Origin of the sequence: Levilactobacillus enshiensis (assembly GCF_007115095.1) — a bacterium.
Lineage (GTDB): Bacteria > Bacillota > Bacilli > Lactobacillales > Lactobacillaceae > Levilactobacillus > Levilactobacillus enshiensis.
In genome coordinates, this window is sequence record NZ_SULH01000005.1 from 136,404 (window position 1) to 152,125 (window position 15,722).

Genomic DNA, 15,722 nt, shown 5'->3' on the forward strand with positions numbered 1-15,722 from the left:
CCCATTACCTGACCCAGTTATCTTTCATTTAAAAGTAACGTAGAGTGGTATAATGAAGATAATAATATGGGATGAAAAGGGTGATTGGTATGTTTTCTGAACGACTTCGGGCCTTACGACGCGGCCAACACATTACACTAGAACAATTGGCAACCGGCTTAAACGAACATTCCGTGGGGCCGGATGACCACCCCAACACAGCGTCACAAATTGGCAATTGGGAACGAGGTATCCGGACACCGTCATTCCTTGAGGTGCGCAAGTTAGCCGAATATTTCGATGTGACCATGGACTACTTAACCGGTAAGGCAGAACGTGATGAGTACGACTTAGGTCGCCTCTTCCTCTCTGGCAAGCAACTCAGCTTCAACCGCGAGTTGTTGAGTGGCCGGGATCGCTACGAAATTTACCAGTTGATCGATGGCTACCTGCATGGCAAGGAGAACCGCTACACCAGTGCTGAACCAAACCAGCAGGAAGAATTAGATCTGCATTTAGACGATAACCATTAACCGTGAGTCGGCTGGTCGGCGGAAACGCTAATCGGTCGGCTTTTAATTTAATTTTGAAAGGACGTTTCCCGTGAATCCGAAAAAATTGAAACAGCTTAAGAAAAAAGTCCGCCACCTCCCGATGAGCCAACGCAAGACGGCTTACATGGACCGAATGGCCGCCTATTACCAGCAATTTAATGACTTTCCCGCGGCCAAAATTTTAATCAGCAATATCCTGTTGGCAGACAAAATGTTGGCCGCCGGCGACTTGCCGCAACAGTTGCCTCTCCTACAGTTGCCGGACGATATTCAGGACCAAATCTTCCGAAAGCTGGAGGGCCAGTACCCGACCGGCGATGCCAAGGGTGACCAACTCTGGAATGAGTTAACCTCGACCCTGCCCCAGCTGGACCACGACTTGCGCTCCTTCCGGGATTATTTGGAAAACCACTATGGCATGTGGGCTTACACGTCCGCACCGTTCGTGGCTGACTTGGCAAAGTTCGTGGGCGACCGCGCCGTGCTGGAAGTCATGGCGGGCAACGGCTACATTTCAAAGGGCCTGCGGGACGCGCACAAGACCGTCTACGCCACGGACAGTCAGACCTGGACGACGGAAAATGAGACCGGCCGGCACGCGTTGACGACGATTGAACCGTTGACCGCCGTGGACGCTTTCCAGAAGTATCAAGATAAAGTTGGCGTGGTCGTCATGTCGTGGTCACCAGACGGGCTCCCCGTGGATTGGGAACTGCTCCAAGCGATTCGCGAATCCTCAGCCGACGTCGACTTCGTGGTCATTGGCGAAAAGGACGGTGCAACGGATTCGGCCGCCTTCTGGTCGCATGCTGAATTGGTCGAAAATCCGGCGACTCGCCAATTGAACCGCCACTTCACCCCATTCGACCTGGTAAAAGATCACGCCTACTTAGTCAAGTAACATTACAATTTGACCAGAACGGTTTACCTCAAATTCCCCTTTTGATATGCTATTAGAGGCATATCAAGAGACGGGGAGGAATCGACCATGATTCTGGGAAATATTTTATTTTACGGTCTGAGTATCTTGCTGATTGCGGCACTGGGTTACGCTGCGTTCGCCAGTTATCAGGCTCATCATGATGAATGACTGCAAAAATACCGACTAGCCGGATTGGGGGCTGGTCGGTATTTTTCATTTGCACATTGCAGTCAAAAATCAACATTTCCAATAAGATCAGTCTATCTTTTTATTTTTGATGAAGAAATTCAAGATAATGCTGAATCTCAGCCATAAAATTTTGCCGATTACTATACATTCTAAGGATATCGATTTCATGTTTTGACCTATCCATATCATACAGAATAATATTTTTTGCTGTTTTTAATACATAATAACCTTCAAGATAGATACCAGTAGAAACTAACCTATCAACAGGTATTCCCATATTAGGATAGTCTTGTAGCTTCTCAAGTATGTTCGAAATCTCATTTAGAACACGTGCTTAAGTTGTAGTATCAAATGTTTCCATCAGATACGCTTTCAATGCCAACAGGTCTTGTCTTGCGTTTTCATATAAAATGAGTTGATATCTCATTAATTCTGCAATTCTCTTTTGATGTCACTCCAGGAATATTTTTTCCCTTCCCGTGCCTCATCGGCAACCTGCATCATTTTTGAAGCAAATAGTAACTCCTGATATTTCTTAAAATCTGCAATATCAATTACCGCATATTTACCATAACCATTTTTAGTTAAAATAACTGGTTCATTAGGCTTCACTGTATCTAGAAGTTCACTATAGGCTCGTAATTCAGAAATTGGCTTGATTCTCTGTTCATTTTCAGATGGTTCCATCAAAATTATCACGCCCTTTAACTCAAAGCATATCTACTTTGCTGTAAACTTGCAGCAAATTTGCAGTATAAATATCCTAATGATACTCTGCCCAAGTCAGCACCAACGTTAACAGCAGCATCAACACGATAGCCACCGCGTGCCAGCGTTTGTTGCCCACGAAGATGGCGATATATTCCCGCAAAATCGCGTTGGGGAGGAAAAATTTTGCCGTGTGCGCACCGATACCGTTAGCATTCAAACCGGCCTTGCGCGCAATCATCCCCGCCCGAAAGGTATGGTAGCCGTTGGTCACAAAGGTAACACGCGGTTTAACGGCACCGCGGTCGTCGATAATCTGTTTGGAAAAAACCATGTTTTCATACGTCGTTTTCGAGCGGTCCTCAGCAATCGCATCGGCCGCCGGTAAACCGCGGTTCAATGCATATTGGCGCATGGCCACCCCTTCTGGCACCGTTTCGTCGCCGCCCTGGCCACCCGAAAAGATGATGACGGGCGCCCGACCAGTCTTTTTCACCTGCTTGTGATAAAACCGTAGCGCTCTGTCGATTCGCTGACCCAGCAGTGGTGAGACCTCGTCACCATTTAGCAGACCCGCCCCTAACACGATTAAATAATCCTGCTTGTAGCGGGGATGATTAAATTGATAAATGAACAGCATGGTCAGGTAATTGTAGAACCAGAAAAACACATAAAAAATGACCATCGCTGGAAAGAGGTTCAACACACTTGCCACTGGCACGGGCAAATACAGGGTCGTCAGCCGCGTCACAAACGGTGCGATTAAAATCGCAATTCCTAAAAACAGGGTCAGCATGTTGGCTAGCGTGTGGCTTTCCCGTTTCCAAACGATCCATGCATTCCACAACAGCAAGAAGGCTTGGAGCGCAAACGCCACCCCAATCAGCATCAACAAGATGACGAACAACGCAATACTGATCACGATCAGCCACTTATTGTTGGTTCCCAAAATCGTCATGGCTAACACCGTTAAAAACGAATAGAAAAATAGCGAAAACCAAATCCCATTGCCCAGCCGCCGTTTCTCGATCCCATAGCTAATGCTAAACACGATGCCAAAGAATAGTGGGATCAACCATCCCAAATAGTAGACCGGTGGAATATTAAAAAGTTCATTTTGCATTACACTTCAAACTCCCCTAAAACAATTTATCACTATCCCGCCACGTCCAAATGGCCATAGCGGTTAGTTCAATCAGCGTGAATACCCAAATTTTCTTGATAATTCAAGAATAGCACAGATACTCCAGTGGACAATTGTTGAAGCCCCAAAAGTTGTGGCTAATTTGCGCAAAAAAAACGCCCGACCAGCCTAAGCTGATTGGACGTTTTTACCACAGCATTCGTTTTACCGAATGGACTTATCTCGGAATCCACATTCCCTCAAAGTCAGACACGTCACAATACGGTGACATATGTGCCCTGCTGACAAATTCACCTAGCCGCTTGCGCGGACAAACCTTGCAAGCAAGGTTTGCGTGATTTCTCGACTCATCGCATAGGAACAATACTACCACACGCTGGCCGGTGAAACAAGGTTATTTCTTCTTAACATCCGTTTCTTCTTTATTGGTTGCTGCTGCCTGCAATTTTTCAATCTGCAGGTTGAGCCAGTCGTGGAGACTCGCATCCGCCACCGCAGCTTGATCCACATAGGTCGTTGCGGGTGCCAGCGCATCGATTCGGAGACCCGACACGTTGATGTCCGGCGTTTCGATCACCGCATAGACGTTCAACTCAGCCGTGTCGTCGGTTTCCATGATTTTGCCAATGGTCTTCGTATCTTGCAATGGCAGATTGATGACGCTCAATTCCAAACGAACGGAAACGTCAGTATCGGTTAACTTTAATTCTGCCTGCGCCAGTTGATCAGCCCCAATTTGCTGGCGAACAAAGGCTGCCAATGGTGCCATAAGGCCATCTGGATCGGCAAAAAACTTCTTTTCAGTGGTGTCTGCCGTGAAATGTTGAATTTCATCGGCTGCGACCGCGTCAATAAACGTTTGAATTTCTCGTTTCATTCTTTACACCTCTTCTGCTAGTGGCCGAACCGTTTCCGGTCAGCTCGATCTTGTTGTTTCTTTCGTAACCGCAATGCCAGGACCAACCAGTAGGCATTTCCCCACATCAAAGCAATGCTGAAGGCGGACATCAAGAGTTTGATCATGATGCTGGCCCCACTGTCGCTCCACATGTTGAACAACACACTAATCGGTGACAACGTGTACAGGGCAATGACCAAGCCCATGAAATAAAATGATGGCTTCCAATTCAACGCCGCCATCACGATTGGAATCAGGTATAAGATGACCGCAATCAGCGTGGTGTGCCAAAATTCGGTCATGGTCATCTGGACGTTCGCACTATGAATAAAGGGACGGGACATTAAAAAATTAATGGCAATAAAACCGAACATGGACACAATGGCCCAAGCAATCACGTTACGATCTCTCATTTTAAAATAAACTCCTCAATAAATTTCCTAAAAATAAAAAACGCGGTCACACTGACCACGTTTTTAGTCAAGTTCCTCTTCTATTTTAACTTATTCCCCACTGAAAATCAGCTAATCCCCGAAAACTAACGGGAAACTAATCAACTAACAGGTTCAAAACATCCTGGGTGTCGATGCCATTGAAGTACAGTTGGGTGTTCACACTGTTTAAAACTTCGCCAACATGTTCCCGGTCATAACGAACACCGGCCAGTTTGTCAGCCAATTCAGTTGCATCCGCTGGCCCGAAGAAGTCACCGTAGAACTTGATGTTCTTGATCTTTCCATTTTCAACTAACAGCCGAGCATCGATGGTCCCAGCCGTAAAGTGTTGCCGCTTCTTCACCGTAAATTCTGGTGAATTGCCGTAGACCCAGTCCCAGTTGCTGTAGTAGTCATTGTAAATTTTATCAATGGCGGCTTTTTCACTATCTTCGATGGTAACTTCCTTATCCTTGATAGCGTCTAAGTTGTCTACGTGGAACAATTCTTTCAACAACGTGTCGCGGAATTCTGGCACGGTCAGATTTTGATATTCAGGTGCCAAGTAAGGCTTTAAATTAGTCACCCGTGACCGAACAGACTTGATACCCTTGGACTTCATCTTGTCTTCAGGGACGTTCAGGGCATGTGCAATCACATCTTGGTCCACGTCCAGCATCAAGGTTCCATGGGAGAACGTCTTGCCACTGTGGGAGTACATCGCGTTACCGGAGAACTTCTTGCCGTCAACTAAAATGTCGTTCCGGCCAGAAACTTCGGTCGTCGTTGCCCCCATAGCGTGTAAGGCGTCCACGATTGGTTGGACAAAGGACTTGAAATCCCCGAATTCTTCACTATCGCTATCAACCACGAAGCTAAAGCAAAGGTTGCCGAGGTCTTGGTAGACAGCACCACCACCCGATAACCGACGGGTGACCGTGATGTTGTTTTCTTCAACGTACTTTTGGTTGATCTCTTCCAATGTATTTTGGTTGCGACCAACAATAATGCAAGGTCCTTCATAGTAGAACAAGACCAATGGTTCATCAAACTTTTTGTTGTTCATTAAGTACTGTTCAGTTGCTAAATTGTGGCGAATATCATGTGACTTCATCGCATACCAATACATAACCCAAAAACCCCTTTCAAATTAACCAACCCGAGGCCTTACAGAACTGTAGGTTTCTCGGTTACTTTAAATCATAGCACGCTTTGTTAGCGATTACAATTTAGCGTTGAGCTAACTTCCAATTCCCAATTTATTTTGTAATAAGATAGGTTGAAAACGATTTCAAAGCAGCCAATTTCACCCTTGTTCGTTTGGTCACTCATCTAAAATACGCGCAAAAAAAGGAAGCGAGGTTTTGTCTCGCTTCCTTCCCCGTCTAGGTTCATCCTAGGCGGTCATTTAAGCTTAATGGTGGCCGTAACCGCCATCCCTTTATCTGACTTCATTATAGGCCCTTAACTAATAAAAAGGTAGCGTTTAGCTCAGTCTTCCGGGTTAATAAGTTGCCGAAAGTAACCGTGCTGATGCAGGTCATGTTTTAAGTCCGTCATCGTAAATTGGTGGTAAAACTTGCGGTAATCTTCATCAGCCAAGGTGAACAGATCTGTCAACGTTTGTGAAATGTTGGCCGAAATGTCGGTATCGTCAGTCGCCCTAGTTCCTTTAGAGTCACCCGTAATGAACCGCGCGTAGCTAATGGTCGGTGGAATCGTCAAGTCATAGAGTTCGCCAACGTTAATATCAGCGAGGTCCTTGATGAGCTGATAACCACCATTTTTACCGACAGATCCCTCAATGTAGCCCTGTTTATGGAGCACCGAGAGAATATTGCGGATCATTACCGCATTCAGTTGAAGGGACGTTGCGAGTTCCCGGCTGGCAATCTTACGTGGACGATTTTCGTCCAAGTACAGCAAGCTATGAACCGCAACGGAAAAGTCTAATCTCATCGTCCAACCATCGCTTTCAAGAATTCTGTAGTCATTATAGGTATCATACCACACTCCGTTAGTCAGATAGTAGCGGCCGGATGAAAACCTAAGGACTTTCTCATATTGAAAGGAGCTGTATATTTTTACAAGACTTGCATAGCTTTTGCCCCTAAATCATTAGTTAGACAACCCAGTTATCCAACTATGGACTTCCAAGTTAAATTTTTTATCATTTTTTGAAATGTCTGCGATGATTGATATAACAAAGTTTATGAGGTTTTTATGAATTTTCTATGATTGATTATGTTAAATTTGGGGTTGTAAATGAGAATTTGATTAACTATAATCAAACACAATTATTGTTTGAGTCGTTCGTGAATACTCAGAGATGGTTATTCATCGGGCTTCAAATCAAAATGAGAGATATATTAGAACATTGGGAGGGATTTCCGTGGAAACCGAATCAAACTTTCTAAACATTAAAGACGTCAGCACGGCTTTCAAAATCGACGGCCAGTTCTATGACGCCATCTCCCACATTAACCTCCAGGTCCAACACGACGAGATTCTCGCCATCGTTGGTGAATCAGGTTGTGGTAAAAGTACGTTAGCCACTACCATCATGGGTTTGCATGACCCGGCAGAGACTAAGATCTCCGGCGAAATTGATTTTGAAGGCACCGACCTCCTGAAACTTGACGATGATGGGTACAACGAATTTCGGGGCGCTAAAATTGGGATGATCTTCCAAGACCCCCTCTCCGCATTGAACCCATTGAAACGCATTGAAGATCAAATTAGCGAAGTCATGGACTACCATACGCAGATGACCAAAGCCGAAAAGCACAAGCGGACATTAGAATTACTCGACGAAGTTGGCATCGTCAATCCCCAACGAACCGCGCACCAATTTCCCCATGAGCTTTCCGGTGGGATGCGACAACGGGTGGTCATTGCCATCGCCATTGCCTGCAAGCCCGACCTCATTATTGCCGATGAACCGACCACGGCACTGGACGTTACCATCCAAGCACAGATTTTGGATGTGCTCCGGGCCATCCAAAAGGAAAACCACGCCGGTATCATCCTCATCACCCATGATTTGGGGGTCGTTGCTGAAACGGCTGACCGGGTTGCCGTGATGTACGCCGGTCAAATCGTTGAACAGGGAACTGCCGAACAAGTCTTCAATTCACCCGAACATCCCTACACGCGTTCCTTGTTGCGGTCCATGCCCCAGCGAGACAACGAGGGCGATGACCTCTACGTCATCAAGGGCAACGTTCCTTCCTTACAAAAGATGCCTAGCACTGGCGATCGCTTTGCCCCCCGGATTCCTTGGGTTCCAGAGAGTGCTCACGAAGCAGATCCCGTCATGCATGAGATTGCGCCGGGTCACGAAGTTCGTTGTACCTGCTACAAAACATTTCAATTTCCAGATGAGCAGAAGGGGAGCGTGACCGTATGAGCTTAATTGAAATCAAAGATCTAAAAGTCCACTACCCGATTCGCTCTGGCTTCTGGAACCGGATTACCGACTCCGTTAAAGCCGTCGATGGTATCACCTTCAACATTGAGGCCGGTGAAACTTATGGTCTCGTGGGGGAATCCGGTTCTGGTAAATCAACGACTGGCAAATCCGTCGTCGGTCTCGAGAAAGTGACGAGTGGGTCTATCCTATATAACGGTAAAGATATCACCAAGCGTGATAACCGGCGTAAGTTGGACTACAACCGTGACGTTCAGATGATCTTCCAAGATTCCCTTTCCAGTCTCAATCCCCGGAAACGAATTGAAGATATCATCGCGGAGCCGCTCCGAAACTTCGAACACTTAAGCAAGGACGACGAAAAGCTCCGGGTCCTTCAATTGTTAAACATTGTTGGTCTGGACGCCGATGCACTCTACAAGTATCCCCATCAATTCTCCGGTGGCCAACGTCAACGGATCGGGGTTGCCCGCGCAGTGGCGACGAACCCCAAGCTTATCATTGCCGACGAACCCGTTTCTGCCTTGGACCTTTCCGTTCAAGCACAAGTGTTGAACTTCATGAAGAAGATTCAACGTGAATTTGGCATTTCTTACCTGTTTATCTCCCATGACTTAGGGGTCGTGCGGCACATGTGTAACAACATTGCCATCATGAACCGGGGCCGGTTAGTTGAAATTGGAACACGAGAAGACATCTACAACCACCCGTTACATATCTATACCAAGCGGTTATTAGCTGCCATCCCAGAAACCAACGTTAACCAACGCGTTGCCCACCGTGCCTCTCGTCTCGCCGTCGAAAAAATTTACGAAGAGCAACAGGATAAATACTACGACGAAAACGGCATGGCTTATCCCCTCGTTCAGGTCAGCCCGACCCATTCGGTCGCCTTACCTGAAACCATCGCCAAACAACTTGCCAGCCAAGAAGGAGAGGTGCAGGCCTAATGTGGAAAACGATTTTACGACGGCTACTCATTATGATTCCCGAGGTTATCCTCTTAAGTGTCTTGGTCTTCCTCTTAGCCAAGGCGATGCCCGGGGACCCCTTTACCGGATCGATCAACCCGAAAGCTGATCCTGCTCAAATCAAGCATTTAATGGAAATCAACGGGTTGAATGACCCTTGGTACCAACAATACTGGAACTGGGTCGTTCACTTGTTCCACGGAAATCTCGGTAACAGTTATCAATATCAAGAACCCGTTACTCGGCTAATTGAAGGCCGCGCCGGCAATACGCTGTGGTTAGCGTTCTTTACCATGATTCTAACCTACGCTTTCGCCTTGCCATTAGGGGTTTACGCTGGACGCCACGAAGGTAAGCTACCCGACACGATCATCCGCTTCTACACCTACGTGACCTTCTGTATTCCCGTATTCGTCATCTTAGTCTTGGGCATCTGGATCTTCGGTTACGTCTTAGGTTGGTTCCCAACCACTGGCTCAGTCTCATCCGATGCTCAGACTTGGGCACAAACCGTGGGGTCACGTTTCTACCACATCTTACTGCCAAGTCTCTTAGGGGCTCTGTTCGGAACCGTCAACATTGTCCAATACCTCCGTTCTGAAGTGATCGACGCCAAGCATTCCGATTACGTCCGAACTGCTCGCTCCAAAGGGGTTCCTAGCAAGGATATTTACCGGCATCACATTTTCCGGAATTCCTTACTCCCCATCGCAGCATTTGCTGGGTACTCCATCACCGGGTTATTAAACGGTTCCATCTTTACCGAAACCGTCTTCTCTTACCCTGGGATGGGACTGCTATTTGTGAACTCAATCAGTTACCGGGATTACACCGTAATTACCGCACTGGTCCTGATTTACGGTATTTTGAACTTAGTGGGGACTTTGCTTTCAGACATTATCCTAAGCATCGTCGATCCACGGGTTCGGATTGAATAAAGGAGGCTAAACAGAATGGCAGAAAATTTTGAAAAACACTCGGATATTTCCGCGGCTGATTTAGCCCGCCTCAATCAAGAGGCCCAAGCGGAAGCCACACCATCGACCGCCAAAATCATTTGGAATGAATTCAAGGCCGACAAGCCAGCCATGGCCGCCCTATTCATCATCGTTGGCTTTATCGCCTTCGTGATGATCGGTGCCCTCTTCATCAATACACCTAAGATGATGGAGACCAACATCATGGACTACTTCGACAAACCCTTCACCACTGACTTTTGGTTGGGTGCCGATTCTGGTGGGCGCTCAGTTGCGAAACAGTTGATCGTCGGTTCACGTAACTCCATCGGGATTGCCATCGGCCTGACCGTTATCTCATCCACCGTTGGGATCTGCTGGGGGTTAATTTCCGGCTACTTCGGCGGCTACATCGACTGGGGCATGCAACGGGTCTATGACTTCACGATGATGCTCCCAATGCTGATGATGATCATCGTCCTAGTCACAATTATTCCGCACTACAATGCCGTTTCACTGACCCTGATTTTCTCCCTCTTCTATTGGGAAGGAACGTCGCGGTTGATTCGATCCCGGACCTTAGCTGAAACGCAAAAGGACTACGTTGCCGCTTCAAAAACATCCGGTACTAGTAATTGGAAAATTATTTTTCAGGGCATCATGCCAAACATTTCTTCACTGATCATCATTGACACGACCTTATCCTTCGCCGAAAACATCGGGGTTGAAACCGGGCTTTCCTACCTGGGATTTGGACTACCAACGCAAACGCCCTCACTAGGGACCATGATTGCGAACGCCAATGACCCCACCAACATCACGTTGTACTGGTGGACTTGGCTGCCCGCAGCTCTTGAAATCATCGTTCTCTGTTTATCAATTAGTTATATCGGTCAAGTGCTTCGCCGTGCTGCGGATGCTTCGCAACGACAAGGTGCCGCCGACTAAAACTAGCGGAATTATTCCATTTAAGGAGATGGTGCCCACTCAGCCACCAGCCGTATCCATGGCTTTACCGTTTCGCCGACTAATCCTGAGGAGAATTGGCCAGCACATCTATTAGAGGATTTTACGCAAGGGGGAAACATAGCATGAACAAGAAGAAACTGGTGTTATCAGCGATGGCAGTCCTCGCAACTGTCAGCCTCGCTGCATGTTCAAGCAATAGCTCGTCTAAGTCGAGCGGTACTGGTAATGGGTCTTCACTGAAGCTTTCCACGTCATATAACAACACTTCAGCTACCGACAAGACCGCCGACGAAAAAAGTACATTAAAGGTCGCAGAAGCCAATGACTCACCATTCCAAGGGATCTCTGACCCCGTCTTAGCCTCCAACGCCGAAGATGCTGACGTCTTCGCACCTGGTGGTGGTAATTCCCTGTTCAACGTCGACAAAAACTACAAGATTGTCGATGGTGGGCTAGCTAACCAACGTATCGACAAGAAAGCTAAGACCGTTACTATCACTTTACGGTCCAACGCTAAGTGGTCTAACGGGATGGACGTTACCGCTAAGGATATTGAATACGCCTATGAAGTCGTTGCCAACAAGAACACGACTTCACAACAGTATTCTTCTGATTTCAACGCCATCAAAGGGATGGCTGCCTACCACGCTGGCAAGGCCAAGACCATTTCTGGGATCACTTACCCCGATGGTGAAAAAGGAAACAAGGTTGTCATCCATTTGACTCAGGTATCCCCAAGCATGAAGTTCTCCGGGAACTCCTTCATCTGGGGCACCGTTGAACCTTACGAATACATCAAGAACGTCCCAATCGCGAAGTTAGCTTCCTCCGCACAAATTCGGAAGGATCCTATCTTCATCGGTCCTTACAAGCTGGATAAAGTCGTTGAAGGTGAATCCACAACTTGGTCACCAAACAAGTACTACTACGGTAAGAAAGCACAAATCAAGCACATCAGCATCAACGTTGTTTCTTCTAACAACATCGTCAAGGCTATCCAATCCAAGAAGTATGACATCACCGCTTCTGGTTTAGGAAGCACGTCCTACAAGCAATTAAAGAACGTCAAGGGCTACGCCAAGACCGGTCAACCAGCCTTAAGTTACGGCTACTTTGGCTTCAACCTGGGGCACTTCGATACCAAGACTGGCAAGAACGTCATGGATAAGAACAGCAAGATGGCCAACAAGAACTTACGTCAAGCCATGATGTACGCTTTGAACCTCGACCAAGTTTACAAGAAGTTCGGGAACGGCATTACTTGGCGCGCCAACACCTTGATCCCACCAATCTTCCAGAAGTACTGGGATTCATCCGCTTCCGGCTACAAGTTGAACATCAAGAAGGCTAACAAGTTACTCGACGAAGCTGGCTACAAGAAGCGTAACGGTAGCAAGTGGCGTTCCGATCCAAATGGCAAGAAGTTAGTCATCCACTTCGGCGCTATGACCGGGAACTCAACTTCCGCCGCTGAATACCAAGACTACCTGCAACAATGGCACAAGGTCGGCTTGAATGTTCAATTCACAGGTGGTAAGACTATGGAAATGAACAGCTTCTACTCCACCTTACAAGCACCAAAGCAAAACAAGATTGATATTTACTCCGCTGCATGGAGCGTTTCATCCGAACCAACACCTACACAAATGTACGGTGAAGATGCTACCTTCAACATGGGTCACTTTGTCAGCGCAAAGAACACCAAGTTGATGAAAGAAATGAACAGCAACAAGTCTTGGAACGATAAGTACCGGACCAAGGTCTTCAAGGAATGGCAGAACTACATGAACGAACAGGCTGCCTACGCCCCTGACAACTTTGCTTACGGTTGGTCCCCAGTTAACCATCGTGTTAAGGGCTACGATATCAGCCCAGCTAACACCGAATTCTGGAGCAACATGTCTTTGACTTCATCTAAGCTACAATAAGCCTACGTTCAGCATTTTATGAAACCATCGAATCGCTTTTGATTCGATGGTTTTTTATTGTTTCCGCCGCCAGTGCTGGTTAGCATGCGTCCGGTTAAACTAGTCTAAATTTGGCGCACGCCGGCTGCCAGGGGTTCCGCCTGCTGTGGGGACGCTTCAGCCTGGAAGACCACCAGTCTTCTCGCTCGCTTTGAAGCCACGAAAACCACGTGTCTCCAAAGTCGCCCGTGATGTAAGCTGGCTGACCAGCTAACATCACCCTCACGGCCGGCTCCACCCCTGGCCTCCTCCGGCGCTGACTGTGTTTTATCAGATAAACAGCTGTAGACCAGGTTTTGGTCCAGTCAATAGCAATGGTTATCGTTAGCCTCAATGTCGTCTGAGTGCATAATATCTATCGGCCGGTAAGGTGACTTAACTACTACGTTGCCTAATTTTAGTTCCATTGTTACTAGAACAGGCATAGCTGGTACTCTGGAACTTTCAAGCTTTAGTTTTCAAACAAAAAAATCAACTCGCCAGCACCCCGTTCACCAAGCAATTTAATTGCGACCAATTACAATTCCTGTGATAATAGCCTTAAGCACTACACCTGTTTCCGTCCACTTTGTTCACCATTTATTTAATTCGTGGGATTTTTTATTTTTTTATAATTCCCGAAACTACGGCTTTTACATCCATTTTCATCCCCATTGGCAACAATTAAATGCTTACACACCGTAAAATAAATGATATAGTAAAGGTAAAGTTTTAACATGACTCGTGAAGGGGTGGCATTCCATATGTTACAACAATATAAGAACATTCTGGTTCCCGTTGACGGTTCCAAGGCAACCCAGCCAGTCTTAGAAAAAGCAATTGAAGTCGCAAAGCGCAACAACACGCATTTAGATATTTTAAACGTGCTTGAAGTGAACCAATTCAGCGATACCTATGGTGGTGCCGTCAGTGGTGACGTCATCTACAAGCTTTCTCAAGACGTCCAAGACCGACTCGATGCTTTAAAGCAACAGGCCATCGATGCTGGTGTTCCCGATGTCAGCATCCACGTTCGTTTTGGGAACCCGAAGCCCGTTATCGCTCGGGAATTCCCTGCAGACCACAAGTCAGAATTAATCGTCATTGGCTCAACTGGTTTAACGGCCGTTGAACGTTTGATGGTTGGTTCCGTTACCAACTATGTCAGCCGTTCCGCTATCTGCGACGTGCTGATTGTTAAGCCTGAAGAAGCGCACAAATAACTTTAACTGAAGAAATGACCTTCTGCTATGCGGAGGGTCATTTTATATTTCTTAAAAAAGGAGGCCCGCCCATGCACTGGACTTACACCCAATTATTACCGGCTGATCAGGTCGCGATGCCCCTCCGTCAGCTACTCACGGCGTGGCTACTTCCCAGCCACTTGGTCCACGACCTTCGCCAAAATCGCCGGGTCCTCGTCAATGGGACCTATCGTTCAATGAATCAGCGCGTTGCGGGGGGAGAAACGGTACAGCTCACCTTTCTTCCCAGCGACTTTAAGGAGCCCTTCCCCGACGTTGACCCCGATAGTGCCGCCACCGTTGCCGTCCTCTATGAAACGGCCGATCTGCTAGTCATCAATAAGACCCGTGGCAGCAAGACCCATCCCAATCAACCAGGCGAGCGTGGAACCACGTTGAATCACGTTGCCGCCTACCTGGGCGCTGACCAGCCCGGTCCCTACATTTTAAGTCGGCTCGACCAAGAAACAACCGGGGCGCTAATGATGACTAAAACTCCCGCCGTTGTCCCCATCATGGTGCGTAACATTGCTGAGAAACGGGTGCAACGTACCTACCTCGCGTGGGTGGCCGGAACTTTGACGGGTAGTGGAATCTTCAATGCACCAATTGGCCGCGATCCTCTAGACAAGCGCAAACGGCTGGTCAATGGTGACCACGCCCAACCCGCGGTCACGCACTACACCGTTGTCAAACACCAGCCTGGCGCCACCCTGGTTCAACTTTGGTTAGAAACTGGGCGCACGCATCAACTCCGCGTTCACTTAGCGGCCGCGGGTCATCCACTGATTGGCGACCCCCTTTATGGGCCACCCACGCAGACACGCTTACGTTTACACTGCTGGCGTTTGACCTTCCCCCAGCCATTCACCTTGTCTACCAAGCAAACGACTGTGACGGCACCCGTACCGGCTGATTTTGACTGCTTCTAACTGATATTCCTGCACCGTTTAACTTCTTGTAGCACCAATCCACGGCGGAAACATAACCTGGCATTATCGTCATTTTTTCCACGATTTAGACGATTGTCAATGTTAACCATTAATAGCTGTTATACTTGATTTGAATCTAACGGCTAGGGGGGATTCGATGCGTTGGCAACAAAAATGGGCATTGATTGTTCTGCTGGTGCTACTAGCCATCCTATTAATCTGGGGTGCCATCAATATTTATCATTAAATCATTAAAAAAAACGTCAGCCGGTGAGGGTCGGTTGACGTTTTTGTGTGTTTGCATGGCATGGCGTGGCGTGGGATGCAGGACAGGTTCTGGGCACGTCTGCTTCTGTCCGGCGGCTTTTAAACTGAATATTGTGTTAGGGCGTTACACTTGCTCTCGCCATTCAATCCCTATCCTGGCGGCCTCCGAAACGTGTTCC

Annotated in this window: 15 protein-coding genes and 1 pseudogene; 9 read left to right on the forward strand and 7 right to left on the reverse strand. The window is 47.4% G+C overall.

Annotation, left to right across the window (positions count from 1 at the left end; translation table 11 throughout):
- Window positions 1-89 precede the first annotated feature (89 nt).
- Together FAY32_RS06730 and FAY32_RS06735 are read left to right on the forward strand one after the other, a co-directional pair.
- Window positions 90-512, forward strand: a complete 423-nt coding sequence (locus tag FAY32_RS06730) for a helix-turn-helix domain-containing protein (protein ID WP_048734070.1) — start codon at window positions 90-92, stop codon at window positions 510-512.
- Between the two features lie 70 nt (window positions 513-582).
- A complete protein-coding gene (locus FAY32_RS06735) occupies window positions 583-1,434 on the forward strand; it encodes an SAM-dependent methyltransferase (protein ID WP_143462689.1) in 852 nt (283 codons plus the stop codon).
- A gap of 289 nt (window positions 1,435-1,723) precedes the next feature.
- Here FAY32_RS06735 and FAY32_RS15065 read toward each other — a convergent pair.
- From FAY32_RS15065 to FAY32_RS06770, 7 genes and pseudogenes are all read right to left on the reverse strand, one after another.
- Window positions 1,724-1,963, reverse strand: a pseudogene (locus tag FAY32_RS15065) (hypothetical protein); the annotation flags it as partial.
- Between the two features lie 107 nt (window positions 1,964-2,070).
- Entirely contained in the window at window positions 2,071-2,331 is a 261-nt protein-coding gene (locus tag FAY32_RS06745) for a type II toxin-antitoxin system prevent-host-death family antitoxin (RefSeq protein WP_143462690.1), read from the reverse strand.
- A gap of 76 nt (window positions 2,332-2,407) precedes the next feature.
- Entirely contained in the window at window positions 2,408-3,475 is a 1,068-nt protein-coding gene (locus tag FAY32_RS06750; protein ID WP_143462691.1) for a YdcF family protein, read from the reverse strand.
- Window positions 3,476-3,890: 415 nt separating this feature from the next.
- Complete coding sequence (locus FAY32_RS06755) at window positions 3,891-4,373, reverse strand: hypothetical protein (protein WP_143462692.1); 483 nt, start codon at window positions 4,371-4,373, stop codon at window positions 3,891-3,893.
- A 17-nt stretch (window positions 4,374-4,390) separates the two neighbouring features.
- Window positions 4,391-4,807 carry a hypothetical protein gene (locus FAY32_RS06760; protein WP_143462693.1) on the reverse strand — a complete coding sequence of 139 codons (417 nt, stop codon included), beginning with the start codon at window positions 4,805-4,807 and terminating at the stop codon, window positions 4,391-4,393.
- Window positions 4,808-4,943: 136 nt separating this feature from the next.
- Window positions 4,944-5,957 carry a lipoate--protein ligase gene (locus tag FAY32_RS06765; protein ID WP_143462694.1) on the reverse strand — a complete coding sequence of 338 codons (1,014 nt, stop codon included), beginning with the start codon at window positions 5,955-5,957 and terminating at the stop codon, window positions 4,944-4,946.
- A gap of 362 nt (window positions 5,958-6,319) precedes the next feature.
- Window positions 6,320-6,787, reverse strand: a complete 468-nt coding sequence (locus tag FAY32_RS06770; RefSeq protein WP_143462695.1) for an Rrf2 family transcriptional regulator — start codon at window positions 6,785-6,787, stop codon at window positions 6,320-6,322.
- A 433-nt stretch (window positions 6,788-7,220) separates the two neighbouring features.
- On the opposite strand from FAY32_RS06770, the gene FAY32_RS06775 reads away from it, so the two are divergent.
- The 7 genes from FAY32_RS06775 (at window position 7,221) to FAY32_RS06805 (ending at window position 15,276) form a co-directional block, all read left to right on the forward strand.
- On the forward strand, window positions 7,221-8,237 hold the full coding sequence (locus FAY32_RS06775; protein ID WP_191988155.1) for an ABC transporter ATP-binding protein: 1,017 nt from the start codon (window positions 7,221-7,223) through the stop codon (window positions 8,235-8,237).
- A complete protein-coding gene (locus FAY32_RS06780; protein WP_143462696.1) occupies window positions 8,234-9,208 on the forward strand; it encodes an ATP-binding cassette domain-containing protein in 975 nt (324 codons plus the stop codon). Before FAY32_RS06775 ends, FAY32_RS06780 begins: the two co-directional genes overlap by 4 nt.
- Window positions 9,208-10,167, forward strand: coding sequence for an ABC transporter permease (locus FAY32_RS06785; protein ID WP_143462697.1), 960 nt, complete (start codon window positions 9,208-9,210; stop codon window positions 10,165-10,167). Before FAY32_RS06780 ends, FAY32_RS06785 begins: the two co-directional genes overlap by 1 nt.
- 15 nt (window positions 10,168-10,182) lie before the next feature.
- A complete protein-coding gene (locus tag FAY32_RS06790; protein WP_143462698.1) occupies window positions 10,183-11,133 on the forward strand; it encodes an ABC transporter permease in 951 nt (316 codons plus the stop codon).
- A gap of 143 nt (window positions 11,134-11,276) precedes the next feature.
- Window positions 11,277-13,082 carry an oligopeptide ABC transporter substrate-binding protein gene (locus FAY32_RS06795; protein WP_143462699.1) on the forward strand — a complete coding sequence of 602 codons (1,806 nt, stop codon included), beginning with the start codon at window positions 11,277-11,279 and terminating at the stop codon, window positions 13,080-13,082.
- A 782-nt stretch (window positions 13,083-13,864) separates the two neighbouring features.
- Window positions 13,865-14,323 carry a universal stress protein gene (locus FAY32_RS06800; RefSeq protein WP_143462700.1) on the forward strand — a complete coding sequence of 153 codons (459 nt, stop codon included), beginning with the start codon at window positions 13,865-13,867 and terminating at the stop codon, window positions 14,321-14,323.
- Window positions 14,324-14,394: 71 nt separating this feature from the next.
- Complete coding sequence (locus FAY32_RS06805) at window positions 14,395-15,276, forward strand: RluA family pseudouridine synthase (RefSeq protein WP_143462701.1); 882 nt, start codon at window positions 14,395-14,397, stop codon at window positions 15,274-15,276.
- Window positions 15,277-15,722: the final 446 nt, after the last annotated feature.